This is a genomic window from Enterobacter sp. PTB (assembly GCF_051130085.1).
GTDB lineage: Bacteria > Pseudomonadota > Gammaproteobacteria > Enterobacterales > Enterobacteriaceae > Enterobacter > Enterobacter ludwigii.
In genome coordinates this window covers 66765-93285 of the sequence record NZ_JBDKEE010000017.1, presented here as the reverse complement: position 1 = coordinate 93285, position 26521 = coordinate 66765, and the positions used below count along the sequence as shown (strand labels likewise).

The following is a 26521-nucleotide window of genomic DNA, read 5'->3' as shown; positions in this document are numbered from 1 at the left end:
AAGATTTCATGCGACTTGATAAGTTTATCGCTCAGCAACTCGGCGTAAGCCGCGCTATTGCCGGGCGTGAAATTCGCGCCAGCCGCGTTACCGTGGATGGCGACATTGTGAAAGACACTGCATTCAAACTCCAGCCTGACCATCAGGTTGAATATGACGGCAACCCGCTGACCCAACAGCACGGGCCGCGCTATTTCATGCTCAATAAGCCGGAAGGCTATGTCTGTTCTACGGACGATCCGGATCATCCAACGGTGCTTTATTTCCTCGACGAACCGGTCGCGCACAAGCTGCATGCCGCTGGCCGTCTCGATATCGACACCACCGGGCTGGTGCTGATGACCGACGACGGGCAGTGGTCGCACCGTATCACGTCTCCCCGTCATCACTGCGAGAAGACGTATCGGGTGACGCTGGAGTCTCCGGTCGCGGATGACACGGCAGAACAATTTGCCAACGGCGTTCAGTTGCATAATGAAAAAGATCTGACCCGGCCTGCCGTGCTTGAAGTGATCGCGCCTACCGAGGTTCGTCTGACCATCAGTGAAGGGCGCTACCATCAGGTGAAGCGTATGTTTGCCGCGGTGGGTAACCACGTTGTCGGTCTGCATCGTGAACGTATTGGCGCAATTGAACTCGATCCTGAGCTGGCGCCCGGCGAATATCGCCCGTTAACGGAAGAAGAGATCGCCAGCGTTGGTCTGCCTTCGCATTAATTTCAGGAGAACTCTGTGACCACCAGGCCACACTCGTCGTTCAAAATTGTCTTCATTCTTGGCCTGCTGGCCATGCTGATGCCGCTGTCTATTGATATGTATCTGCCTGCGCTGCCGGTTATTTCCGCGCAGTTTGGCGTACCGGCAGGCAGCGCGCAGATGACGCTCAGCACCTATATTCTCGGTTTTGCCCTCGGTCAGCTGTTTTATGGCCCGATGGCGGACAGCTTTGGCCGCAAGCCCGTTATTCTTGGCGGGACCCTGATTTTTGCAGGGGCAGCGGTGGCCTGTGCGCAGGCGCAAACCATCGATCAACTGATTGTCATGCGCTTTTTCCACGGTCTGGCAGCGGCAGCGGCAAGCGTGGTGATCAATGCCCTGATGCGCGATATCTACCCGAAAGAAGAGTTCTCCCGGATGATGTCGTTCGTGATGCTGGTGACGACGATTGCACCGCTGGTGGCTCCTATGGCCGGCGGTGCGGTGCTGGTATGGTTCAGCTGGCATGTGATTTTCTGGATCCTGGCGCTTGCCGCGCTGCTGGCCTCGGCAATGATCTTCTTCTTTATTGATGAAACGCTACCCGCGGAGCGCCGACAGAAGTTCCACATCCGAACCACAATGGGGAATTTCGCCTCACTGTTTCGCCATAAGCGCGTGCTGAGCTATATGCTGGCGAGCGGTTTCAGCTTCGCCGGGATGTTCTCATTCCTGAGCGCCGGGCCGTTTGTCTATATCGAACTGAACCATGTTTCTCCGCAGCACTTCGGTTATTACTTTGCGCTCAACATCGTCTTCCTGTTCATTATGACCATCATTAACAGCCGCTTTGTCCGCCGAGTCGGGGCGTTGAACATGTTCCGCGCCGGGCTTTGGATCCAGTTTGTGATGGCTATCTGGCTGGTGCTGAGTGCTTTTACAGGCGTGGGCTTCTGGGCGCTGGTGGTGGGGGTTGCGGCCTTCGTCGGCTGCGTGTCGATGGTTTCCTCCAATGCGATGGCGGTGATCCTCGACGAATTCCCGCATATGGCAGGCACCGCCTCGTCGCTGGCCGGAACATTCCGCTTTGGCATCGGCGCCATCGTCGGGGCGTTACTGTCGATGGCCACGTTTAATACGGCCTGGCCGATGCTGTGGGCGATGGCGTTTTGTGCAACCAGCTCCATTCTTTTCTATCTCTACGCCAGTCGGCCGCGAAAGGTGGCCAGCTAACGCGCAAATAAGGCCCAGGCAGGGCCTTTTTTGTTGACACACATCAACCAAAGCTGCGTTCGTTTACCCTGTGTTTGTTTCTTTTATGTAAAATCTATTTGTGTAAAAAGTCACATCATTGTATTTAAAAAGGTTGAGTTAGATCGCAGAAACGGGTACATATAGCGCCGACGCGAGCCTGAACACCTATAAAAAAGCGCCGAATAGTGCAGGCTGGCGATGATGTGTTACTATAAATGTAAATAAATTGTGAAGTAAATTTTGCTTCCGGGGAACGAACGTGAATACATTACAACTCTCCATAGTCCATCGCTTGCCCCAGAGCTATCGCTGGTCGGCGGGTTTTGCAGGTTCGAAAGTTGAACCGATTCCGCAAAGCGTCGCGGGTTGCGAGAATTGTCTGGTTGCACTTAAGTTGCTGAGCCCGAGCGACGAAAATGCATGGCGAGTCATGGAACGTCTCAGCGAGGCCCTGACGGATATTGAAGTGGACAGCTCCGTACTGGAGTGTGAAGGTGAACCCTGCCTGTTCGTGAAAAGCCAGGATGAATTTGCCGCGACCTGCCGTCTGAAAAACTTTGGTGTTGCTATCGCTGAGCCTTTCTCGGGCCAGTATCCTTTCTGAGCGCTAGTCTGCGGACAACAGCTGGCGCGTGTAGCTCTGCGTTGGCGCAGCAAATACGCGCTGGCACTCTCCCTGCTCGACCACTTCTCCCTGTCGCAACACAATCACCTGATGGCATAACGCCCGCACAACTTGTAAATCATGGCTGATAAAGATATAGGCCAGCCTGTGCTTTTCCTGCAATCCTTTCAGTAATGCCAGGATCTGAGCCTGAACGGTTCTGTCCAGCGACGACGTCGGTTCATCCAGAATGATCAGCTCCGGTTTGAGGATCAGCGCGCGGGCAATGGCGATACGCTGGCGCTGACCGCCGGAAAATTCAGCCGGGTAGCGGTGCCGGGTATTCGGATCTAAGCCAACTTCTGCCATAACGCGTATCACTTCTTCTTCCCGCTGCCGGACGGTCAATGCCGGCTGATGAACGCGCAGACCCTCTTCGACAATCTGTAATACGTTCAGCCGTGGATTAAGCGAGGAGTTTGGATCCTGAAACACAACCTGCATGCGGGGACGAACGGGCAACATCTGGCGACGGTTCCAGTTGTGCAGCGGCATACCGTCAAAAAGGATCTCACCCTGCGAGGCGATTAAGCGCAGCAGTGCCAGGCCGGTGGTGCTTTTTCCCGAACCGGACTCGCCCACCAGCCCCAGCGATTCGCCCGGACGCAGGGAAAAATGGATATTTTTCAATACCGGATTCTGGTCGACGATGCGCCGCAGAATCCCTTTGCGAACAGGAAACGACACGCTCAGCCCCTCAACGCGCAGCAACGGCGCGCTGTCAGCCGGCAGGGGAACCGGGTCACCCGTGGGCTCGCTATCAAGCAGACGTTGCGTATAGGGGTGCTGAGGCGCTTTCAGCAGGGTGACTGCGGTGTTCTGCTCGACACAGCGTCCGTTTTGCATCACGGCGACGCTGTCGGCGAGCTTTCTCACAATGCTGAGGTTATGGGTGATAAACAGCAGGCTCATGTTCAGTTCGTCACGCAACTCCCGCAGCAGCCGCAGAATTTGCGCCTGCACCGTCACGTCCAGCGCGGTGGTGGGCTCATCGGCAATCAACAGTTCGGGTCGCGTGAGCAGGGCCATCGCAATCATCACCCGCTGACGCTCGCCGCCGGAAAGCTGATGGGGGAAATCGTTCAGCCGTTTTGCGGCATTGCGAATGCCGGTTCGTTCAAGACAATCCAGAATCTCCCCCCGCGCCGCCTCTTTGCGCATGCCCCGGTGCAGGGACAGCACTTCATAAAGCTGTTTTTCCAGCGTGTGCAGCGGGTTAAGAGAGACCATCGGCTCCTGGAAAATCATGGCAATGTTATTGCCGCGAATTCCGCGCAGGGTTTTTTCGTCGGCATGCAGCAGCGAGCGACCGTGAAACAGAATGTCGCCTTGCGGATAGCTGACGGGCGGAGACGGAAGCAGGCGCAGGATCGACAGTGCCGATACGCTCTTGCCAGAGCCTGACTCGCCTACCAGCGCCAGCGTTTCGCCGCGCTGGATCTGCAGCGACAACTCCGTGACCACGGTACGCGCCTCACCCTGTTTTGAAAAGGCAATCGACAGGTTATCAATACTGAGAAGGGGCTGCGTCATCTTATACCGCCTTGTTGGGATCAAAAGCATCGCGCACGGCTTCGCCAATAAAAATCAGCAGTGAAAGCAGCACGGCCACGGCAAGAAAGGCGGTGATGCCTAACCACGGTGCCTGCAGGTTGTTCTTGCCCTGCAGCAGTAGCTCGCCGAGCGACGGGGAACCGAGAGGGAGCCCGAAGCCAAGGAAATCAAGCGAGGTGAGGGTAGTGATGGAACTGCACAGAATAAACGGCAGGAAAGTGAGGGTCGCTACCACGGCGTTAGGAAGCATATGGCGGAAAATGATCCCGCGGTCGCTCACCCCCAGCACCTGGGCAGCGCGAATGTAATCGTAATTACGGGTGCGCAGAAATTCCGCCCGTACCACGCCTACCAGCGCCATCCAGCCGAAGATGACGGTAATGCCTAACAGCCACCAGAAGTTTGGCTGTACCACGCTTGAAAGCAGAATGATCAGAAACAGCGTCGGCATGCCTGACCAGACTTCAATAAAACGTTGGCCCCAGAGGTCGATTTTCCCGCCGTAGTAGCCCTGAACGGCACCTGCTACCACGCCCATCACGCTGGAAAAGACGGTCAGCATCAGCCCAAAGAGGATCGAGATCCGCGTGCCGTAGAGGATGCGTGCCAGCACATCGCCACCGTTGGCATCCGTTCCCAGCCAGTTTTGCGCGGAAGGCGGGGAAGGGAAGGGGGTGGTGGTCGCAAAGTTAATGCTGTTTGCGCCAAAACGCACCGGCGCCCAGAGTGCCCAGCCGTGCTGTTCAATTTGCTGGCGAAGCCACGGATCCTGATATTCAGCGGGCGTCGCAAACGGGCCATCAAAATCGCTTTCGCTGTATTGGGTGAGAACGGGCACATACCAGCGGTCGTTAAAGTGCACCAGCAGCGGTTTATCGTTGGCAATCAATTCCGAACACATGCTTAAGACAAACAGGACGGCAAAGATCCACAGCGACCAGTAGCCGCGGCGGTTGTGGCGAAAACGGGCCCATCGGGCCTGGTTGACGGGGCTTAAACGCGGCATCAGCGGCCCTCAAAATCAATTCGGGGATCAACCAGCGTATAGCTGATATCGCTGATGATATTCAGCAGCAGGCCAATCAGGGTGAAGATATAAAGTGTGCCAAACATGACCGGATAATCGCGCGACACGGTGGCTTCATATCCCAGCAAGCCCAGTCCGTTGAGAGAGAACATCACCTCTATCAGCAGCGAGCCGGTAAAAAACATACTGATGAACGTGGCAGGAAATCCGGCAATCACCAGCAGCATGGCGTTGCGAAAGACATGTTTCCACATGATCTGCTTTTCGCCGACGCCCTTCGCACGGGCAGTCACAACGTACTGTTTACGGATTTCATCGAGAAAGGCGTTTTTGGTCAACATGGTCAGGGCCGCAAAGCCGCCAATAACGGTCGCAAGCACCGGCAGCGTGATGTGCCAGAAATAATCGGTGATCTTCTTGTACCAGGGCAGGGTGCTGAAATCCGCTGACACCAGCCCCCGCAGCGGAAAGATATCGAAATAGCTGCCACCGGCAAAAAAGACAATCAACAGAACGGCAAACAGAAACGCCGGAATGGCATAGCCGATGATGATAAACGTGCTGCTCCAGACATCGAAGCGGCTGCCGTTGTGAACCGCTTTACGGATCCCCAGGGGGATAGAGACGAGATAAATAATCAACGTTCCCCACAGCCCCAGGGTAATCGACACCGGCAGACTTTGCTTAATCAATGTTAAAACTGACGCGCTGCGAAACAGGCTGTCGCCAAAATCAAAGCGGAGGTAGTCCCAGAGCATGTTGAAATACCGCTCGTGAAGCGGTTTGTCGAAGCCATAACGATGGGTGAGCTCGGCGATGACTTCCGGATCCAGGCCACGTCCGCCGCGATAATGGCTTTCACTGATATTTCCGAGGCCGGTGCGGGCATGGCTCGCGCCCATTCCTTCGCCACCGCCGCCGGGCATGCCGCCGCTGTTGCCAAATTCAATGGCTGCAATAGCCTGGTCGACCGGGCCGCCGGGCGCGATTTGCACAATAAAAAAGTTAATCGTGATGATTGCCCAGAGGGTCGGGATAATCAGCAGGAGACGGCGGATCAGATACGCACCCATGATGATTCCTTATCGCCGCTCAGCGGGAAGTCTGGCGGCTTTGTTAACGTCATACCACCAGGTATCGAAGCCCAGTGAATAGACAGGGCGTACGGCAGGCTCGGAGAACTTGTCCCAGCGCGCAAGCCGGTCTTCGCCCATATACCACATTGGCAGCATGTAGTAATTCCAGGTTAAGACCCTGTCGAGGGCGCGTCCCAGCGGCAGGAGTTTTTCTTTATCACCCTGCGCCGCCACAATTTTCGCAATCAAGGCATCAATCGCCGGGCTTTTCACCCCCGGCGCATTGTAGGAGGAGTCGATATAGCTGGATGCCCAGGAGATTTGCAGATCTGAGCTGGGCCACGGCTGCGCGGGCCACAGGGTTTGCATCATATCGTAATCACGGCTGCGTTTGCGGTTGGTGAGCTGCGCGTTGTCGACCTGGCGAATGTTCATGGTAATCCCCAGCCGTTCAAGATTGTGCTTAAACGGCAGCACCCACTGATCGTTGCTTCCGGACGCAAGCAGCAGCTCAAAGCTTAACGGTTTGCCCGTTCTGGAATCGACGCGTTTTTGATTCTTCAGTGGCCAGCCTGCGTCATCCAGCAGTTTACTGGCTTTAAGCAGGTTGTCGCGATCGTAGCCGTCACCCTTTGACGCCGGAGGCTGAAATACCGTCGTGAACACCTCCGGCGGCAGTTCTGCTTTTAGCGGTGCCAGCAGGACAAGTTCGTCCGCTTTTGGGTAATCGCGAGCGGCGTATTCAGTGTTCTGGAAATAGCTATTTGCCCGGCTGTAAGCGCCGTAAAATAGCGCTTTGTTCATCCATTCAAAATCAAAGGCCAGGGTAATGGCTTCCCGCACCCGGCGGTCAGTAAATACCGGACGCTGAATATTAAACGCCAGCCAGCGCGTATCCTGAGCGGACGCGTTTTTATGCTCGTCTTTAACGATATACCCGTTAGCGAAGTTTTTGCCGATATACCGTGTCGCCCAGTTTTTAGCGCTGCTCTCCACGCGCATATCGAACGCACCGGCTTTGAAGGCTTCAAATGCAACGTTATCGTCAAGATAGTAATCGTAGCGAAGGGTATCGAAATTCCAGCGGCCCCGGTTTACCGGCAGGTTTGCCGCCCAGTAGTCTTTGACCCGGGAATAGACAACATACTGCCCCATGCGCCAGTCGGTTATGCGGTATGGGCCACCCGCCAGCGGGGGCGTGGAGAGGGGGTCGCTAAGTTTGTGATTTTTCCAGAATGATTCAGGCATCACGGGCAGGGAGAACAGGCTGAGCATATTCTCTTTATTCGGCTCACTCAGCTCAATACGCACCGTGAGCGGGGCAATGGCTTTGACCGTAACGCCTTTGTAGACAATGCGGAACTGGGGAACGCCCTCAGTCATAAATTTGTGAAATGTGAAGGCAATGTCGCTGGCTTTGACCGGCGTCCCATCGTGAAAACGCGCCCGTGGGTTAATCGAAATTTCCGCCCACGCGAAGTTATCCGCGTAACGTACGTTGTCGGCAATCAGCGGGTAGTAACTGCCGGGTTCATCATCAGACGTAACAAACAGCGTATCGTAGAGCGATTCTGTTCGCGCTGCCGCCACGCCGCGCAGGGCGAAGCGGTTGAAGTTGTCGAACGTCCCCGTGGCGGAGAGGGTCACGTTCCCGCCTTTTGGCGCGGCAGGGTTGACGTAATCAAAGTGCGTAAAATTGACCGCGTACTTTGGCTCACCAATCACGGAGAACGCGATGTTCTCTTTGATGGTTTGCGCCTGGCTGGACAGGCTCGTTAACGCCAACAGCAGCAACATAAAGCGCATAAGCATCTCGCGGCGACTCCCTTTCGACTGACCGGCTCAGTTAAGCTGAATAATAAGTGACGTCACGGGCAATGTGAAATCATTCAACGTTCAGGCTGCCATTGGCGGAACTGCTCCAGCGGCATCGGGCGGCTAATCCAGTAACCCTGAAGGAAAACAACGCCATGTTCGCGCAGCCAGGCTGCCTGCTCCGGCGTTTCCACCCCTTCGGCGACGGTCGACATATTCAGTCGTCTTGCCAGGGTGAGTACGGCATCAAGCACCGGGGAGGTCACGGTTTCCGTCCCGATCGCGTTGACAAAACCCCGGTCAATTTTGATGTAATCCATGGTGAAACGCTCAAGGTAAATCAGCGCACTGTGGCCGGTACCAAAATCATCAATCGCAATTTCAAAGCCTTCATTGTGCAGCCATTCGAAAAGATTGTTGGCTTCCCGATGGTTAACCATGTCGCGCTCGGTGATTTCCAGCACGATCTGGAAATGATCCGGCGGCATTAAGTCCAGGAAAGTGCGCATATCCTCTTTGAAGCTTTCCGCATGAAGATGCCCCGGCGCAATGTTAATGCCCAGTTTTGCGCCCGGCGGCAGAAGGGTCTGTAATACCGGCGCGTCGCGAATGATGAGGTCAAAGAGATGCAGCGTCAGCGGCACAATCAGCTTCTGCGCTTCGGCGAAGTTGATAAAGGCATCAGGCGGAATTTCCCCCATCGTCGGGTGTTTCCAGCGCATCAGGACTTCGACACCACGCATTTGCAGCGTCTCGGCATCCACAACAGGCTGATACACCACATAAAACTGGCCGCGTTTAATGGCGCTCAGGATCTCTTTGCCTGGGTTAAGACGCGTGGTGAGGATATAGAAATTAAGCGAGCCGGCCGCGATCCCGCAGACCAGTCCAAAGAACACCGCGAACAGGATTTCATCGCTCGTCCACTCTTCGGCGTACAGTTTGATCGTCAGCGGAACCTCTTTTAGGGTCGCGGTACGCGCCGGCGTTTCATGTAAATCCTGTGCCTTCACCAGTGTGGCGGACCTTGTCGACAACGCATTGTCGCCAATGATGATGGCAATGCCCGCGAACTCGTTCTGGCGTGCGGTGTAAAGCATGTACGGAGTCAGGTTGATGTTTACCGAAGTAAACACGCCGCCGTCCTTCACCAGCGGATTTCGATACCAGATGGCAATCGCGGGTCTGTGCGGCATCATTGGTGTACCCGGCAGTAACGCCATATCAATCTGTTTATCGATGTGCAGCTCGGGTATCAGTTCTTCCATCGGGACGTTCATCGGACCGGTGGCTGAAGAGCAGTACGCCAGTTTATCCCTGACCAGCAAAAAGGCGCGCACGTTAAGGCTAAACGCCGCGCGAGAGGTCAGCTCCGCGTTGACGTCGTGGCAGCTGTTCAGCGTGAGCGGCTGAAGGAGATCGATAGAGCTTTTCAACTCATCGAAGTAGCTTTCCATGTAGATGCTCACGTCGTCAATCAGGGTGTCGAATCTGACTTCCCGCTTGTGGTAGCTCCAGAAAAATTGCAATGAACCCAGGAGCAGGGCTGTGATCAGGCCGGTGATAAGGCTGAGGAAAAGTATCTTGCGATTACTGGAGAAGTAGCGGGTGAACATAGACGTCGTGGTTCCTGGATTGCCGCTGAATGTATTCAGTGTAACGGGCAAAAAAAAACACCGCCGAAGCAGTGCTTTTTTTTATCATATCGTCGGCCAAGGGATAACCAACGATACAATGATTATTTTAACTGCGGGTCAGTACGCGTCGCGCTTCGTTATAGCGCTTCTTCCAGTAAGGTTCGTTCATGCTGGAAATGGTTACACCGCTGCTGGTGGAGGCATGTACAAACTGGTCATTGCCAATGTAGATGCCAACATGTCGACCTGTCGAACCCGCACGGAACAGGACTAAATCCCCGGTGCGCAGTTTAGTGCGTGAAATCGACTTACCCATCTCCTGCTGTTCGTAAGTTGAACGCGGAAGATCTAACCCAAACTGCTCACGGAAAGTACGTTGTACGAAACCGGAACAATCAATGCCTTTTTTGGTGCTGCCGCCAAGACGATAACGCACGCCTTTCCAGTCAGCATACTGGTCCATAATACGGGACTTCACGTCCAGATTACGTACCATATTTTCAAATTCATCCTGAGAGGCTTGCAGTGACGAGGAATCTTCCATTCCCACAACACGCGTCTCAGGATGCATATTCTTTGCGGTGTTCGATGTACTACATGCAGATAACAGTACCGCCACTGCTATCGCCGGGATCCCCCGTAAGATATATCTCAAAATCGGTTGAGATTTGACCATTTTGTTTATTATCCCTTGAAGTCCTTAACGACAAATATCGTTATAAAAAATGCCAAACGTGACGAGACTAATTATCTGTTCACAATGAGACAATTCTTTCTGATCACATTTGTGGCGTAGCGCACAAATTTATTCACCAGCGAAATAATTATCTCTATGGGGCAAAACGAGTTCGAGATTAACCGATTGCCTGGGGTATTGCGAGCAAAAAAAGCCTTTTTTTTATAAGAAATTGTGATACAGAAAGTAAAAATTGATAATTGTTCAAAATGTGCGCGATTGAGGTTAAAAATCGTGCAACACATTCATTTTTATCACGAATATTGTGACGAAATGATGACGGGAGGGGACGAAAGGGGAGAAAAATGCATCAAGGATCAAAACGATCCCTGATGCATAGTGTTAATTAAGGTTAATTATTGGTTTCTGATTTGTTGCGTTTTGCCGGGGAGGTAGCGATCGAACACGGCTATTATCTTGTCGCTCAGCGGTGTCATCAGACACCACGGCAGCGCAACCAGCACAGAAGAGAGCGAACCGACTGCAATATCAGTGAACCAGTGAGCGCCAATCATTACCCGTGGGAAGGCAAAAACCACAAAAATAATCAGGGCTATCGCAAAGGCTTTTCGGCCGAAATAGCGGAGCATCACGCCGGAAAAAATAAGCAGCATCATTCCGTGATCGCCCGGGAAACTGGCCTTCGACGCATCTTTCGTTGGAATATGCAGCAGCTCGCTGACGCGATAAATATCGGGGAAGAAGAGCGTTGGGCTGGAACGCTTAACCGGAATAATGGCCGTTGCCAGCTGGTTAATTACCACCGCAAGCAGCAACATCATCAAACCAATAATCAGAATACGGCGGCGTCCTGTTTTGTCCTCTTTCAGCCAGAAAGAGAGCATCAGGCCGCCCATCGCCAGCAGCGAGCAGCCGTCAAAGGCACGGTTATTCGTGATAGCAACCAGCCACAGGAAGGCTTCGCTCTTCACCAGTTCCTGGTTGAAGAAGTGAAAAATGGCAGAATCCAGCGGAAACCAGACACCATGATTCGCTGGGATATACCAGGAGAAAAAGAGCGCCAGACCGGCGACATTAAGCAGTAATATCAGGGGAAGTCGAGTCGTCATAACATTCAGCATAGAGTGAAATCTGGGGCAACGTTAGCCGCCCAAACTTAAACGAAGCTTCAACAGGCTGGACTGCAGGGCATTCCAGTCGGCGTTAACCGCACTAATTAACTCTATTCGGCTATCAGGTGGCGCCACATTTTGCGTTTCGATAAAGAAATCTTCGCCCTGACGGTTGATCCGCACCAGCCCGTCCGGGGTGCGCATGATCCCTTTAACACGATCGACCGGAGCCAGTCTGGCCCATTCGAGTATGCCGATGGTGTCGAATACGGTATCCGCATCGAAAATCCATCCGCAGGCCTGATAGCCCTGGCCGCTGTTAAGGTTACGACGCCAGCGCTGGTGTTCCGGCAGACTCAGGGCAGCCAGACCCTGTTTTTGCGGATGGCTGTGGGCATGTTCCGCGCTTGCCGGGAGCGCCGCCAGGTTCAGGCGAGGCAGGTCAAGCAGGGCGTTATCAATTTTCCCCTGGGTGGTCTGCACCCGCTGACGGTTGCCACCGAAGTGCTGCCACCATGTCTCCAGTGCGGACTGGCTTTCCGCCGTTGCGCGATCCTCTTTATTGGCGACGATAATATCTGCCGAGGCGAGCTGGTCGCGGAAGTTCTCGTTGGTCACGGCTTTTTCATCCAGCAGCTGACGGGGGTCCAGCAGGCACAGCGTGGCACGCAGATCGATCCACGGCTCGTAGACCGGCGCGGTCAGTAAATCGAGAATTTGCTTCGGATGACCCAGCCCGGTCGGTTCAATCAGCAGACGGTCTGGTTTGCCCTGACGCAGCAGCGTATTCAGCCCGACCTGCATCGGCAGACCATTTACGCAGCACATGCAGCCACCGGGGATCTCTTTGATCATCGCGCCGCTGTCTGCCAGTAATGCGCCATCAATACCCACTTCGCCAAATTCATTGACCAGTACGGCCCATTTTTCTGCCGGATCCTTATTGGCCAGCAGGTGGAGAATTGAGGTGGTTTTACCGCTGCCGAGAAAACCGGTAATGAGGTTGGTTTTGGTCACGTGCGCTCCAGTCGATAATTGTGATGCTATAACAATTATCCATCATCCTGGCGAAAAACGGGCGCAATGAGAAGGGGGAGGGCGAACGGAGGCAATCGCCGTTCGCCTTAAGCGCAATAATCGCTAAATATTTAACGTTTCGATAACAGCCTGACGCGCGCCATGGCGGGCGATGCGCTGATAGGCCTGGCTGATGGCCTCCACGAAAATGCTATTTTGTGCGAGATCGTGACCAAAGATTTCACTCAGCCCCAGCAGGGCGTTGACGCGCTCAGCGTCGCTGCTGGCTGCAACAAGGGTGCGGATTTTATCGCTCAGCGGATCGCGCACATCAATTGCGTCGCCACGCTCGTCGGTTCCGCTGACGTAGCGGATCCAGCCTGCAACGCCCAGGGCCAGCAGCGGCCACGCGGTTTTACGTTCAAGATGGATGCGGATCCCATCCAGCATGCGTTGCGGCAATTTCTGGCTTCCGTCCATCGCAATTTGCCAGGTCCGGTGCTGCAGTGCCGGATTGGCAAAGCGTTCAAGCAGGCTATCGGCATAAGCCGTGAGGTCGACATCCTTAATACGCAGCGTAGGAGCCTGCTCATTCAGCATTAACCGACGTGCGGCTTCGCGAAAAGCGGTGTCTTCCATACATTCGTTGATGTGCGCATACCCGGCGAGGTAGCCCAGATACGCGAGGAAAGAGTGGCTGCCGTTGAGCATGCGCAATTTCATCTGTTCCCACGGCAGCACGTCCTGCACCATTTGTACACCAGCCACTTCCCATGCCGGGCGTCCGGCAACAAAGTTGTCTTCCACTACCCACTGAATAAACGGTTCGCAGCTGATAGCACAAGGATCTTCTACTCCAAGCTCTTTCGTGATTTCTGCCAGCGACGCCTCGGTCGCGGCAGGGACAATTCGGTCGACCATGGTCCCCGGAAAGCTCACATGTGAATTAATCCACTCTGCCAGCGCCGGGTCGCGTTTCTGGGCCATCCCTAGTACCGCGTTTTTCACCACATGGCCGTTATCAGGGATATTGTCGCAGGAGAGGACGGTAAAAGCGGACAAACCGCGTTCACGGCGGCGGTGGAGCGCCTCGACCAGGATCCCGGGTGCGGAGTGCGGTTCAGACGGGTTCTCCAGATCGTGAACGATCCGGGGGTTGTGCAAATCCAGATTACCGGTGGCGGGATCGATGCAATAACCTTTCTCTGTGATGGTGAGCGACACAATGGCGACCTGAGGTTCACAAAATTTCTCAATGATGGCAGGCAGAGAATCCAGTTTTGCGTTCAGACATTCATGGACGGCACCGACGATAATCGGCTGGTTTCCCTCCGCCCCTTTTTCCAGCACGGTGAAGAGATGATCCTGTGCGCGCAACTGGCTCATCAGCACGTCGCCGCTGAAGAGGCTAATCTCACAAATACCCCAGTCGCCGCCTTTCTCATTCAGCACCCGGTTTGTTAACAAGGCCTGATGCGCGCGGTGAAATGCGCCGAAGCCAAAATGGACGATGCGAGAGCGTAACTGCTTACGATCGTAGCGAGGGAGCTGGACATGGGCAGGAAGCGAGGTGGAGGCAATTGTCTTCATGAAATACACACCTGATTAACCATTAATTAACAACGCCAGTGTAAAGTTATATGACAGCAAATTAAATTGGTGAGCCGTAAATATCCCCGAAGTGTGAGTTTGATCAATCAATGTGTGGCGGTGTGTTGACCCTTTACGGCAAACATGTATGGTAGTCGTCATCGTAGTCATCCATATTGGTATAACAACTTTAGAGGTGAGGCAATGGAACAGACCTGGCGTTGGTACGGGCCGAACGATCCGGTTTCTCTTGATGATGTGCGTCAGGCTGGCGCAACGGGTGTCGTGACGGCGCTGCATCACATTCCTAATGGTCAGGTATGGCCGATTGAAGAAATCAAAAAGCGTCAGGCGCTGCTGGCGGAAAAAGGCCTGACCTGGTCTGTGGTGGAAAGCATCCCGGTTCACGAAGATATCAAAACCCATACAGGTGATTATCAGACCTGGATTGCCAACTACCAGCAGAGCATTCGTCACCTGGCGGCCTGCGGTATTGATACTGTTTGCTATAACTTCATGCCCATTCTTGACTGGACGCGCACCGATCTTGAGTACACGTTGCCGGACGGTTCAAAAGCATTACGTTTCGATCAGATTGCCTTTGCCGCATTTGAGCTGCACATCCTGAAACGTCCTGGTGCAGAAGCCGATTACACGGCTGAAGAGCAGCAGCAGGCGCTCGCGTGGTTTAACGCAGCCAGTGACGCCGAGATTGAAAAGCTGACCCGCAATATTATTGCTGGCCTGCCGGGCGCTGAAGAGGGCTATACGCTGGATCAGTTCCGCGCGCGACTGGCGGAATACGGGAATATTGATAAAAACCAGCTGCGTGAAAACATGGCGTTTTTCCTGCGCGCTATCGTACCGGTAGCGGAAGAAGCGGGCGTACGCCTGGCTGTGCACCCGGACGATCCTCCGCGTCCTATTCTCGGTTTACCGCGTATCGTGTCCACGATTGAAGATATGCAGTGGCTGAAAGAGACCGTGGACAGTATCTATAACGGATTCACCATGTGTACCGGCTCTTACGGTGTGCGTGCGGATAACGATCTGGTGCAGATGATTGAAACCTTCGGCGATCGTATTCACTTCACGCATCTGCGTGCGACCTGTCGTGAGGATAATCCAAAAACCTTCCATGAAGCAGCGCACCTGGGCGGCGATGTGAATATGGTCGCGGTAGTGGATGCGATTCTGGCGGAAGAGGTACGTCGTAAGCGCGCGGGTGACGTTCGTCCTATCCCGTTCCGTCCCGATCATGGTCACCAGATGCTGGACGATCTGCGTAAGAAAACGAACCCAGGTTATTCGGCGATTGGTCGTCTGAAAGGCATGGCGGAAGTGCGGGGCGTTGAGCTGGCGCTGAAGATGACGAAATACCCGGAACTGCTGTAACGTCTGTTGCCCGGTGGCGTTGTGCCACCGGGCGAATATCGCATTAGTCTGCGCGACCCATATAGCGTTTTTCTTCAATATGGATGCGGATTTTCTCGCCCGCGGAGAGGTATTCTGGCACCTGCACCACCAGACCGGTCGTCAGGGTTGCTGGTTTGTTGCGGGCACTTGCGGATGCACCTTTGATGCCCGGAGCCGTTTCCACGATTTCCAGATCCACGGTCTGCGGCAGTTCCAGCGCCAGCAGCACGCCATCCCAGGTCAGAACCTGCATGTCAGGCATCCCGCCTTCAGGAATAAAGAGGAGTTCTTCTTCAATCTGATCTTTGGTGAAGATATACGGGGTGTAATCTTCTTTATCCATGAACACGTATTCGTTGCCATCAATGTAGGAAAAATCAACATAGCGGCGGGTCAGGGTCACGGTATCAACGATATCGTCACCTTTAAAACGTTCTTCCACTTTCAGACCGGTACGCACATCGGCGAAACGCATTTTGTACAGCGTTGCTGCACCACGGGCGCTCGGGGCCTGAATATCGATATCTTTCACAATCAGCAGCTTGCCGTTGTAATTCAGTACCATACCTTTCTTAATTTCGTTCGCTCTTGGCATTGCAGTAATCCTGTTTACGGGTGGTAAAAAATATCGCGCCAAATTACTCGTGCTCGGCCTTTCAGGCAAGCGGAATTCGTGGCTTTTGCTATCAATACACAAAAGGTGTTACTGTGCGCGCAATGCCCGACTGCGCGGGCGTTCTTCAGCGAAAGAGAGCCTGTATGGATTGTCGTCCCGATTGTGGCGCGTGTTGTACCGCACCGTCCATTTCAAGCCCCATTCCTGGCATGCCGGACGGCAAACCTGCCAATACCCGCTGTGTGCAGCTTGCTGAAAATAACCTGTGCATGATCTTTGGTTCCCCGCTGCGCCCGAAAGTCTGTTCCGGCCTTCAGCCGTCCGCGGAGATGTGCGGCAGCACGCGCACGCAGGCGATCACCTACCTTCTTGAGCTGGAAGCGCTCACCGCCCCTTAAACGTCCTTAATTCGCACCAGACACGCTATTGTCAGCGTACACATCACCAGCGCAATCCAGAATACCGTGTGATAGCTCCAGATCTCGGCCACGATGCCGGCCATTGAACCTGCAATAATCCAGCCCACGCGAGTGGTATTGGTATAAAGGGTGGTAGCGGAACCTGCCTGGCCTGGCATCAGGTCCTGGAAATAGAGCATGCCAATCCCGGCGAGTATGCCGATATAAATGGCGTTGAGAAGCTGCAATGCCAGTAAGAGCCCCGGCGTGTGCACCGTCAGCATACCGATATAGAACAGCAGTCCTGCGACAGCCGCAATGCGCATTAAAAAACGCTTTCCGAAACGCTTCGCGTAATAGCCCGCGATCAGCATGGTCGGGATCTCAAGCCCGGCCGCGGTTCCCATCATAATGCCCGCCAGCTTCTCTGGGAGATGCAGCTCATCAATAATAAACAGCGGCATGTTGATAATATAAAGGCTGTTTGTTCCCCACATCAACGTACAGATAACAAACAGGAGCAGCGCATCACGACGGTTACGGCGCGGGGCTTCCAGTACGCCTGAAGCCACTTTGGGCTCTTTGCGCATCGACGGCAGGAAGAACCACACCATGGTGCCGCACACCACAAACGCGACAGCCGCACTCAGGTACATCACCGTAAAGCCAAACCCCATCGCCAGGGCATACGCCAGCGGCGGGCCAATGACCCATGCCAGCGACACCTGGGCACGCAGAATAGAGCTGAACATCACCGCTTCACGACCGGTATGGTCGGCGTGCTCGCGGGCGAGGGCGAACATCTGCGGGTTCGCCGTGGAACCGAAGCTGCTCAGGAACACCCCCACGAACAGCAGGATGAAATAGTTGCGGTTAAAAGCAAACAACACGCAGGCAAACACCCCGAGAAGGCAGCAAAAGACGATCAGACTTTTACGATCGCCTTTTCTGTCGGAACGCCCCGCCAGAAACTGACTCACCAGAATGCCGATGATGGCACTGCCGGTAAAAAAGAAGCCAACCATTGCCGGACGGGCGTGGACTTCATTGGTCAGAAACAGGCTCAGCGTGGGCGTCTGTAACGCCCCGGCAATGCCGGTAAGGAAGGCAACAATCAAAAACGCCGTGGACGTCAAATCAAAGGGTTTTGGCGAGGCGGCGGCAGGGGTGTTATGCATACTTTCAATATCAGCAAGTCATAAAGAGACGCGGAGTGTACGACGCTTGTCAGAAAATAAACAGGTACTGCGGTCAATTTCGCCACGAAAAATCAAAATGCCATTTCAATTAACAGTCGCGGGCTGAACTTAGCTGAAACTGACTTGCTGAACGTCAGCAAGATTCAGCTGAGCGAAGAAGAAATGTGCTGTATCTCTAAATTCTGCATCGCCATTTGTAACTTTTCTTGCAAGGTTAAGCAGAAAGCGCAAGACTTTTTGAAACGTTTCAGCGCTATCTTGTTTTAACAAACGGAGCAGGCTAGCGCATTTTTTCTCATTTAAGCTGAAACGATTCAAGTTCAGCAGGAGAGGAGAACCATGTTCCAGTTATCTGTTCAGGATATCCACCCGGGCGCTCAGGCCGGGAACAAAGAAGAGGCCATTCGCCAGGTTGCCGCTGCCCTTGTGCAGGCGGGTAATGTCGCGGACGGCTACGTTAACGGCATGCTGGCGCGCGAGCAGCAGACCTCCACTTTCCTCGGCAATGGCATCGCCATTCCGCACGGTACAACGGACACCCGCGATCAGGTGCTGAAAACCGGCGTTCAGGTTTATCAGTTCCCTCAGGGTGTGGTGTGGGGCGACGGTCAGGTTGCTTACGTGGCAATCGGTATCGCTGCCAGCAGTGACGAGCACCTGGGCCTGCTGCGTCAGCTGACGCATGTGCTGAGCGATGATTCGGTGGCTGAACAGCTGAAGTCCGCGACGACGGCGGAAGAGCTGCGTGCGTTGCTGATGGGCGAAAAACAGAGTGAAGCGCTGAAACTGGATAATGAAACATTGACCCTGGATGTTGTGGCGAGCGATCTGGTCACGCTGCAGGCGCTGAACGCAGGCCGTCTGAAAGAAGCCGGTGCGGTAGACGCGTCCTTTATCACGCGCGTTATCAATGAGAAGCCGCTGAACCTGGGACAAGGTATCTGGCTGAACGACAGTGCTGAAGGCAACCTGCGTAGCGCTATCGCGGTGAGCCGCGCGGCCAACGCGTTTGACGTTGAGGGCGCGCACGCTGCGATGCTGGTCACCGTCGCGATGACCGATGAACAGCCGGTTTCCGCGCTAAAACGTCTTGGCGATCTGCTGCTGAATGACAAGGCTGAAAAACTGCTGAACGCTGACGCAAGCACGCTGCTGGCGCTGCTGACCAGCGATGATGTGCTGACTGATGACGTGCTGACCGCTGAGTTTGTAGTGCGTAACGAGCACGGCCTGCATGCCCGTCCTGGCACCATGCTGGTGAATACCATTAAACAATTCGAAAGTGAGATTACCGTGACTAACCTTGATGGCACGGGCAAACCGGCCAACGGCCGTAGCCTGATGAAAGTTGTCGCGCTGGGCGTGAAGAAAGGTCACCGTCTGCGCTTTACCGCACAGGGTGCTGATGCTGAACAGGCGCTGAAAGCGATTGGCGACGCCATCGCGGCAGGTCTGGGGGAGGGCGCATAATGAGCAGACGTGTTGCGACTATTACGCTGAACCCGGCATACGACCTGGTGGGGTTTTGCCCGGAGATTGAGCGCGGCGAAGTAAACCTCGTGCGTACCACTGGCCTGCATGCTGCAGGTAAAGGGATTAACGTCGCGAAAGTGCTCAAGGATCTCGGTATCGATGTCACCGTGGGCGGATTCCTCGGTAAAGATAACCAGGATGGTTTCCAGCAGCTGTTCAGCGAACTGGGGATTGCTAATCGTTTTCAGGTTGTTCAGGGCCGTACCCGTATCAACGTCAAGCTGACGGAGAAAGACGGCGAAGTGACCGATCTGAACTTCTCAGGCTTCGAGGTGACTCCGTCAGACTGGGAGCGCTTCGTGAACGACTCTCTGACCTGGCTTGGTCAGTTCGACATGGTCTGCGTCAGCGGCAGCCTGCCGTCCGGCGTGAGCCCGGAAGCGTTCACCGACTGGATGACGCGTCTGCGAAGCCAGTGCCCATGCATTATTTTTGACAGCAGCCGTGACGCGCTGGTCGCCGGCCTGAAAGCCTCGCCGTGGCTGGTGAAGCCGAATCGCCGCGAACTGGAGATCTGGGCTGGTCGTAAGCTGCCAGAATTAAAAGATGTGATTGACGCTGCCCATGCGCTGCGCGAGCAGGGTATCGCTCACGTGGTTATCTCTCTTGGTGCAGAAGGGGCGCTGTGGGTTAACGCTTCTGGCGAATGGATCGCCAAACCGCCATCGGTTGACGTTGTCAGCACCGTTGGCGCAGGGGATTCAATGGTTGGCGGTCTGATTTATGGCCTGCTGATGCGTGAATCCAGTGAACATACTTTACGTCTTGCCACCGCCGTTGCTGCCCTGGCCGTTAGCCAGAGCAATGTCGGTATTACCGATCGTACCCAGTTAGCCGCGATGATGGCGCGCGTTGACTTAAAACCTTTTAACTAACAGCAGGAGAGGAATAATGAAAACGCTGCTGATCATTGACTCCGGTCTCGGACAGGCTCGCGCCTATATGGCGAAGACCTTGCTGGGAGCGGCGGCGAACAAAGCACATCTCGAGATGACGGATAACCCGGGCGACGCCGAAATGGTGATTGTTCTGGGTGATAAAATTCCCGCTGACAGTGCGCTGAATGGCAAAAAAGTGTGGCTGGGCGACATCAATCGCGCGGTGGCACACCCGGAACTGTTCCTGAGCGAAGCGAAAGGTCATGCGTCTGTTTACAGCGCACCGGTCGCGGCGCCGGTTGCCGCGACCGGACCAAAACGTATCGTGGCGATCACGGCCTGCCCGACGGGCGTGGCTCATACCTTTATGGCGGCTGAAGCCATTGAAACCGAAGCGAAAAAACGCGGCTGGTGGGTAAAAGTTGAAACACGTGGATCCGTTGGTGCGGGCAACGCAATCACCCCTGAAGAGGTGGCTGAAGCCGATCTGGTGATGGTTGCGGCTGACATCGAAGTGGACCTGGCGAAATTTGCCGGTAAGCCGATGTACCGCACGTCAACGGGCCTGGCGCTGAAAAAGACCGCTCAGGAGTTTGATAAAGCGCTGGTGGAAGCGAAGCCGTATCAGGCAACGGGATCCACGCAAACTGCGACGGAAGGTAAGAAAGAGTCAGCTGGCGCCTATCGCCATCTGCTGACCGGTGTGTCTTATATGCTGCCGATGGTGGTGGCGGGCGGTCTGTGTATTGCCCTCTCGTTTGCGTTTGGTATTACCGCGTTTAAAGAAGAAGGCACGCTGGCTGCTGCCCTGATGCAGATTGGTGGTGGTTCCGCGTTTGCCCTGATGGTGCCGGTGCTGGCAGGCTTTATCGCCTTCTCCATCGCTGACCGTCCGGGCCTGACGCCGGGTCTTATCGGCGGTATGCTGGCGGTGAGCACCGGTTCTGGCTTTATCGGCGGTATCATTGCCGGTTTCCTGGCGGGTTACGTTGCGAAGCTTATCAGCTCGAAGCTGAAACTGCCGCAGAGTATGGAAGCGCTGAAACCGATCCTGATCATCCCGTTGATTTCCAGCCTGGTGGTGGGCCTGGCGATGATTTACCTCATCGGTAAACCTGTAGCGGGTATCCTGGCGGGTCTGACCCACTGGCTGCAAACCATGGGTACCGCGAATGCGGTACTGCTGGGAGCTATTCTCGGTGGCATGATGTGTACCGATATGGGTGGCCCGGTGAACAAAGCAGCATACGCATTCGGTGTTGGCCTGCTGAGTACCCAGACCTACGCGCCAATGGCAGCGATTATGGCGGCCGGTATGGTGCCACCATTGGCTCTTGGCCTGGCAACCATCATTGCACGTCGTAAGTTCGACAAAGCGCAGCAGGAAGGGGGGAAAGCCGCCCTGGTACTTGGCCTGTGCTTTATCACCGAAGGGGCAATTCCGTTCGCGGCGCGTGACCCAATGCGCGTGCTGCCATGCTGTATCGTGGGGGGCGCGGTAACCGGTGCTATCTCCATGGCGGTTGGCGCGAAACTGATGGCACCACACGGCGGTCTGTTCGTGCTGCTGATCCCAGGTGCAATCACGCCAGTGCTGGGTTATCTGCTGGCGATTGTGGCCGGTACGCTGGTGGCAGGTCTCTCTTACGCGGTGCTGAAACGTCCGGAAGCGGAAGGGGTCGCGAAAGCGGCGTAAGCGGTAAAACAATAAAAAAGCCGGGTGCTTATGCGACCCGGCTTTTTTTATGCCGCCTGTTCAGCGGTTTGCTGTGCCTTCAGCCAGGCAATCTCTTCTGCCCAGATGTCCGGATTAATGGTTTCCAGCACCATCGGGATACCGTCGAAACGGGCATCCTGCATAATAAAGCGGAACGCATCGTGGCCGATATTGCCTTCACCGAGGCTGTGATGGCGGTCCACGCGGCTGCCAAACGCGCTTTTCGCATCGTTCAAGTGCATTCCGCGCAGATACTTGAAGCCCACAATGCGTTCAAACTCATCGAAAGTCTTTTTCGTCTCATCAAGCGTTCGCAGATCGTAACCCGCGGCAAAGGCATGGCAGGTATCAATACATACGCCCACGCGGGATTTATCCTCCACGCCGTCAATAATGGCCGCCAGATGTTCGAACTTAAAGCCGAGGTTACTGCCCTGCCCGGCGGTGTTCTCGATGACCGCCGTCACGCCCTGGGTTTTATCCAGCGTGATGTTGATGGATTCGGCAATGCGCGCCAGACAGGCATCTTCGTCAATCTGCATCAGATGACTTCCCGGATGGAAGTTCAACAGCGTCAGCCCAAGCTGCTCGCAGCGCTGCACTTCATCAAGAAAAGCCTCGCGGGATTTCTCCAGCGCCTCCTGCACGGGATGGCCAAGGTTAATGAGATAGCTGTCGTGGGGAAGGATTTGACCCGGCCCGTAGTGGTATTTCTCACAGGCGGCTTTGAAATCATCAATCACTTCAGAGGTGAGCGGGGCGGCGCGCCACTGGCGCTGGTTCTTGGTGAACAGGGCGAAAGCGGTCGCCTCAATTTCGGCGGCGCGAATGGCGGCATTCGCAAGGCCACCTGCAGCGCTGACGTGCGCTCCAACATATTTCATAAAGGGACTCCTGTTAACCCGAAATACGTATGATAGCGGGTTAACAGGAGAAGGATGAAGTGGTTTATGCCATCAGGCTATGTACCGCGAGGTTAATCGCACCGCCGCCAACGATCAGCCAGATGAAGAGTACCAGCGCCATCAGCAGCGGTTTTGCACCTGCTTTTTTCAGCGCGCTAACGTGTGTTGTGACCCCGAGCGCCGCCATCGCCATCGCCAGCAGGACGGTATCAAGCGTGACCAGCATATCCACCACGGCTTTAGGCAGCAGGTGGAAGGAGTTAAATACCGCCACCACGATGAAAAGAATCGCAAACCACGGAATGGTGATTTTACTCTTCTGGCTGCTGCCTGCCGGCGCGAGTTGTTTTACGCGAGCGGCCAGGATAATCAGGAACGGAGCCAGCATCATGACGCGCAGCATTTTGGCAATGACCGCGGCATTTTCCGCATCCGGATTAATGGCGTGACCCGCCGCCACCACCTGAGCCACTTCATGCATGGTTGAACCAATATAAATGCCGTAGGTCTCCGGACTAAACCAGTGCGCAACCAGCGGGTACATGGCCGGGTAGAGGAAAATCGCCAGCGTACCGAAAATGACGACGGTCGCGACGGCAACCGTCACTTTGCTGGATTCTGCCTTAACGACAGGTTCGGTTGCCAGTACCGCGGCGGCCCCGCAGATGCTGCTGCCAGCACCAATCAGCCAGCTGGTTTGTTTATCCAGCCCAAACACTTTCTGGCCAATAAAGCAGGCCAGTAAAAAGGTGCTGGTCAGGGTCAGGACGTCAATAGCGATCCCGCTGACGCCGACATCCGCAATCTGTGAAAAGGTCAGGCGGAAGCCGTAAAGGATAATCCCGAGGCGCAGCAGATGCTGTTTGGCGAAAATAACCCCGCCATCACAGGACTTCCAGATATGGGGGTAAACGGTATTTCCCACCACCATGCCGAGCAATATTGCCAGCGTTAAGGCACTAAAACCTGCCCCGGCGACGGCCGGAATGCTGCCGCCCCATAACGCTACGCCTGTTATCACCGCGCTGAGCGCAAGACCCGGCACGAAGTGCCACAATGTACGTTGATGCTGTAAGGTGTGTTCTGACATAACCTTCTCCTTTATCTGGCTAAAAGGTTACGGCGTTGTGGCTTAAAAATAAAATTGATTATATACTTATAATCAATCTATATAAGTGGTAAGTGACCATGCACATTACGTTGCGTCAGCTGGAAGTTTTTGCCGAAGTGCTGAAAAGCGGGTCGACGACGCAGGCCTCGCAAATGCTGGCGTTGTCCCAGTCCGCGGTCAGCGCGGCCCTGACCGATCTGGAAGGGCAACTGGGGGTTCAGCTTTTCGACAGAGTGGGGAAACGGCTGGTCGTCAATGAACATGGCCGCCTGCTGTACCCGCGCGCGCTGGCACTGCTGGAGCAGGCGACTGAAATCGAACAATTGTTCCGCGAAGAGAACGGGGCCATCCGCGTTTACGCCAGCAGTACGATCGGCAATTACATTCTGCCGGAAGTGATTGCCCGCTATCGCCGGGATTTCCCGACCCTGCCGCTGGAGATGAGCGTTGGCAATAGCCAGGATGTCATCAATGCGGTGATCGATTTCCGCGTGGACATCGGTTTGATTGAAGGGCCGTGTCACAACGTCGATATCATTGCTGAACCCTGGCTGGAAGATGAACTGGTGGTGTTCGCCTCGCCTGCCTCTTCTTTATTACAGGGTGAAGTGACGCTGGAACGGCTGGCTCAGGCGCAGTGGATCCTCCGGGAACAGGGCTCCGGTACCCGTGAAATTGTCGATTACCTGCTGCTCTCCCACCTGCCGCATTTCCGGCTGAGTATGGAGCTGGGCAACTCGGAAGCCATCAAACACGCGGTCCGTCATGGGCTGGGCATCAGCTGTCTCTCCCGGCGGGTGATTGCTGAACAGCTTGAGGCCGGCACGCTGGTCGAAATACCGCTCCCGTTGCCTAAACTGGTGCGCACGCTGTGGTGCATTCATCATCGTCAGAAACACCTTTCCAGCTCGCTGCAGCGTTTTCTGCGCTATTGCGACATGTAAACCCGCAATGCGGATCCTCTCTCCGTTGGGAGAGGGGAGATGCAGATGCGTGCTTTACTTATAATCCTGGCCGAGTCATGAAGCTCTCTTATAACTGAGCATTTCTGCCGGAAGGAACGCGTATCGTCTGCTACAATCGCGCCTCATTTGTTGAAGGGACAGCATTTTCACATGGTTTCAGAAATTAAAACCACAGAAGCGCCCGCGCTACGTCGCGAACTTAAGGCGCGTCACCTGACGATGATCGCTATCGGCGGTTCAATCGGTACAGGTCTTTTTGTTGCCTCTGGCGCAACAATTTCGGCAGCCGGCCCAGGTGGGGCACTTTTCTCTTATATCCTGATTGGCCTGATGGTGTACTTCCTGATGACCAGTCTGGGCGAACTGGCGGCGTACATGCCGGTATCCGGTTCGTTTTCGACCTACGGTCAAAAATACGTTGAAGAAGGCTTCGGCTTCGCGCTGGGCTGGAACTACTGGTACAACTGGGCCGTTACTATCGCCGTTGACCTGGTCGCCGCACAGCTGGTGATGAACTGGTGGTTCCCGGACACGCCAGGCTGGATCTGGAGTGCGCTGTTCCTGGCGGTGATCTTCCTGCTCAACTACATCTCCGTGCGTGGTTTTGGCGAAGCGGAATACTGGTTCTCTTTGATCAAAGTGGCAACCGTCATCATCTTTATCGTCGTCGGTGTGGCGATGATCGTTGGTATTTTCAAAGGCGCTCAACCTGCAGGATGGAGTAACTGGAGCATTGGCGATGCGCCATTTGCGGGTGGATTCTCGGCCATGATTGGCGTGGCGATGATTGTCGGCTTCTCCTTCCAGGGAACCGAGCTGATCGGGATTGCTGCCGGTGAATCCGAGAACCCGGAGAAGAACATTCCACGCGCGGTGCGTCAGGTATTCTGGCGTATCCTGCTGTTCTATGTGTTTGCGATTTTGATTATCAGCCTGATCATTCCTTACACCGATCCAAGCCTGCTGCGCAATGATGTGAAAGACATCAGCGTTAGCCCGTTCACGCTGGTCTTCCAGCATGCCGGTCTGCTCTCCGCCGCGGCGGTGATGAACGCCGTTATCCTGACCGCCGTGCTCTCAGCGGGTAACTCCGGCATGTATGCGTCTACCCGTATGCTCTATACCCTGGCATGCGACGGCAAAGCGCCACGCATCTTTTCTAAGCTGTCCCGTGGCGGCGTACCGCGTAACGCCCTGTATGCCACAACGGTGATTGCCGGTCTGTGCTTCCTGACCTCCATGTTTGGCAACCAGACGGTGTACCTGTGGCTGCTCAATACGTCCGGTATGACGGGCTTTATCGCCTGGCTCGGGATTGCTATCAGCCACTATCGCTTCCGTCGCGGTTACGTTATGCAAGGTCATGACATCAATGACCTGCCGTATCGCTCAGGGTTCTTCCCGCTGGGGCCTATTTTCGCCTTCATTCTGTGCCTGATTATTACGCTGGGACAGAACTATGAAGCGTTCCTTGCGGACCGTATCGACTGGGGTGGTGTAACGGCGACCTACATCGGTATTCCGCTGTTCCTGATAATCTGGTTTGGTTACAAACTGACGAAGGGGACGCGCTTTGTTCGCTACAGTGAAATGGAATTTCCGGGACGCGTAAAACAATAACCGCACTTCCTCTCTTTAGCCCGCT

23 protein-coding genes are annotated in these 26521 nt (G+C 54.8%); 10 read left to right on the top strand and 13 right to left on the bottom strand.

Annotated features, from left to right (window positions below; translation table 11 throughout):
* The first annotated feature begins 8 nt into the window (after positions 1–8).
* The 3 genes from rsuA (at position 9) to AAIR21_RS19460 (ending at position 2553) form a co-directional block, all read left to right on the top strand.
* Entirely contained in the window at positions 9–716 is a 708-nt protein-coding gene (gene rsuA, locus AAIR21_RS19470) for a 16S rRNA pseudouridine(516) synthase RsuA (protein ID WP_014170938.1), read from the top strand.
* Between the two features lie 15 nt (positions 717–731).
* On the top strand, positions 732–1928 hold the full coding sequence (locus AAIR21_RS19465) for a Bcr/CflA family multidrug efflux MFS transporter (protein ID WP_014170937.1): 1197 nt from the start codon (positions 732–734) through the stop codon (positions 1926–1928).
* A gap of 280 nt (positions 1929–2208) precedes the next feature.
* Complete coding sequence (locus AAIR21_RS19460) at positions 2209–2553, top strand: YejG family protein (RefSeq protein WP_014170936.1); 345 nt, start codon at positions 2209–2211, stop codon at positions 2551–2553.
* A 3-nt stretch (positions 2554–2556) separates the two neighbouring features.
* Here the strand turns inward: AAIR21_RS19460 and yejF are convergent, their stop codons facing one another.
* From yejF to AAIR21_RS19415, 9 genes are all read right to left on the bottom strand, one after another.
* Positions 2557–4146 (bottom strand): microcin C ABC transporter ATP-binding protein YejF, encoded by a 1590-nt coding sequence (gene yejF / locus AAIR21_RS19455; protein ID WP_183516139.1) that lies wholly within the window; start codon positions 4144–4146, stop codon positions 2557–2559.
* A gap of 1 nt (position 4147) precedes the next feature.
* The gene (locus tag AAIR21_RS19450; RefSeq protein ID WP_183516140.1) at positions 4148–5173 is read right to left on the bottom strand and encodes an ABC transporter permease; all 1026 of its coding nucleotides are present in this window, start codon (positions 5171–5173) and stop codon (positions 4148–4150) included.
* Positions 5173–6267 carry a microcin C ABC transporter permease YejB gene (locus AAIR21_RS19445; protein ID WP_183516141.1) on the bottom strand — a complete coding sequence of 365 codons (1095 nt, stop codon included), beginning with the start codon at positions 6265–6267 and terminating at the stop codon, positions 5173–5175. The genes AAIR21_RS19450 and AAIR21_RS19445 overlap by 1 nt, the downstream gene beginning before the upstream one ends.
* Positions 6268–6276: 9 nt before the next feature.
* Positions 6277–8082, bottom strand: a complete 1806-nt coding sequence (locus AAIR21_RS19440) for an extracellular solute-binding protein (RefSeq protein WP_183516142.1) — start codon at positions 8080–8082, stop codon at positions 6277–6279.
* Positions 8083–8159: 77 nt separating this feature from the next.
* On the bottom strand, positions 8160–9701 hold the full coding sequence (locus AAIR21_RS19435) for a cyclic di-GMP phosphodiesterase (protein ID WP_020883182.1): 1542 nt from the start codon (positions 9699–9701) through the stop codon (positions 8160–8162).
* A 127-nt stretch (positions 9702–9828) separates the two neighbouring features.
* A complete protein-coding gene (gene mepS, locus AAIR21_RS19430; protein ID WP_014170930.1) occupies positions 9829–10398 on the bottom strand; it encodes a bifunctional murein DD-endopeptidase/murein LD-carboxypeptidase in 570 nt (189 codons plus the stop codon).
* Positions 10399–10814: 416 nt separating this feature from the next.
* Entirely contained in the window at positions 10815–11528 is a 714-nt protein-coding gene (locus AAIR21_RS19425) for a phosphatase PAP2 family protein (protein WP_025203633.1), read from the bottom strand.
* A 33-nt stretch (positions 11529–11561) separates the two neighbouring features.
* Complete coding sequence (locus tag AAIR21_RS19420) at positions 11562–12548, bottom strand: CobW family GTP-binding protein (RefSeq protein ID WP_014170928.1); 987 nt, start codon at positions 12546–12548, stop codon at positions 11562–11564.
* 123 nt (positions 12549–12671) lie between these two features.
* Positions 12672–14138, bottom strand: coding sequence for a mannitol dehydrogenase family protein (locus AAIR21_RS19415; RefSeq protein ID WP_032678584.1), 1467 nt, complete (start codon positions 14136–14138; stop codon positions 12672–12674).
* Positions 14139–14342: 204 nt separating this feature from the next.
* Between AAIR21_RS19415 and uxuA the strand changes: the two genes are divergently transcribed.
* Entirely contained in the window at positions 14343–15533 is a 1191-nt protein-coding gene (uxuA, locus tag AAIR21_RS19410; protein ID WP_138014035.1) for a mannonate dehydratase, read from the top strand.
* Positions 15534–15576: 43 nt separating this feature from the next.
* On the opposite strand, the gene yeiP is transcribed toward uxuA, so the two are convergent.
* Entirely contained in the window at positions 15577–16149 is a 573-nt protein-coding gene (yeiP, locus tag AAIR21_RS19405) for an elongation factor P-like protein YeiP (RefSeq protein WP_008500940.1), read from the bottom strand.
* A 164-nt stretch (positions 16150–16313) separates the two neighbouring features.
* Between yeiP and AAIR21_RS19400 the strand changes: the two genes are divergently transcribed.
* Positions 16314–16568: a zinc/iron-chelating domain-containing protein gene (locus AAIR21_RS19400; RefSeq protein WP_020883186.1), complete on the top strand. Its 255-nt coding sequence runs from the start codon at positions 16314–16316 to the stop codon at positions 16566–16568.
* Here AAIR21_RS19400 and setB read toward each other — a convergent pair.
* Positions 16565–17746, bottom strand: a complete 1182-nt coding sequence (gene setB, locus AAIR21_RS19395) for a sugar efflux transporter SetB (RefSeq protein ID WP_020883187.1) — start codon at positions 17744–17746, stop codon at positions 16565–16567. The two genes, AAIR21_RS19400 and setB, sit on opposite strands and share 4 nt — an antisense overlap.
* A gap of 360 nt (positions 17747–18106) precedes the next feature.
* Between setB and fruB the strand changes: the two genes are divergently transcribed.
* The 3 genes from fruB to fruA are packed head-to-tail and all read left to right on the top strand — an operon-like array spanning position 18107 to position 21874.
* Entirely contained in the window at positions 18107–19237 is a 1131-nt protein-coding gene (gene fruB / locus AAIR21_RS19390; RefSeq protein ID WP_014170920.1) for a fused PTS fructose transporter subunit IIA/HPr protein, read from the top strand.
* Positions 19237–20175, top strand: a complete 939-nt coding sequence (gene fruK / locus AAIR21_RS19385; RefSeq protein WP_014170919.1) for a 1-phosphofructokinase — start codon at positions 19237–19239, stop codon at positions 20173–20175. The genes fruB and fruK overlap by 1 nt, the downstream gene beginning before the upstream one ends.
* Positions 20176–20191: 16 nt before the next feature.
* The gene (fruA, locus tag AAIR21_RS19380) at positions 20192–21874 is read left to right on the top strand and encodes a PTS fructose transporter subunit IIBC (RefSeq protein ID WP_032680587.1); all 1683 of its coding nucleotides are present in this window, start codon (positions 20192–20194) and stop codon (positions 21872–21874) included.
* A 47-nt stretch (positions 21875–21921) separates the two neighbouring features.
* On the opposite strand, the gene nfo is transcribed toward fruA, so the two are convergent.
* Positions 21922–22779 (bottom strand): deoxyribonuclease IV, encoded by an 858-nt coding sequence (nfo, locus tag AAIR21_RS19375; RefSeq protein WP_014170917.1) that lies wholly within the window; start codon positions 22777–22779, stop codon positions 21922–21924.
* Positions 22780–22843: 64 nt separating this feature from the next.
* Entirely contained in the window at positions 22844–23890 is a 1047-nt protein-coding gene (locus AAIR21_RS19370) for a YeiH family protein (protein ID WP_040017996.1), read from the bottom strand.
* 98 nt (positions 23891–23988) lie between these two features.
* On the opposite strand from AAIR21_RS19370, the gene yieE reads away from it, so the two are divergent.
* Together yieE and AAIR21_RS19360 are read left to right on the top strand one after the other, a co-directional pair.
* Complete coding sequence (gene yieE / locus AAIR21_RS19365) at positions 23989–24855, top strand: DNA-binding transcriptional regulator YeiE (RefSeq protein WP_014170915.1); 867 nt, start codon at positions 23989–23991, stop codon at positions 24853–24855.
* A gap of 171 nt (positions 24856–25026) precedes the next feature.
* Positions 25027–26496 carry an amino acid permease gene (locus tag AAIR21_RS19360; protein WP_020883191.1) on the top strand — a complete coding sequence of 490 codons (1470 nt, stop codon included), beginning with the start codon at positions 25027–25029 and terminating at the stop codon, positions 26494–26496.
* The last annotated feature ends 25 nt before the right edge of the window (positions 26497–26521 follow it).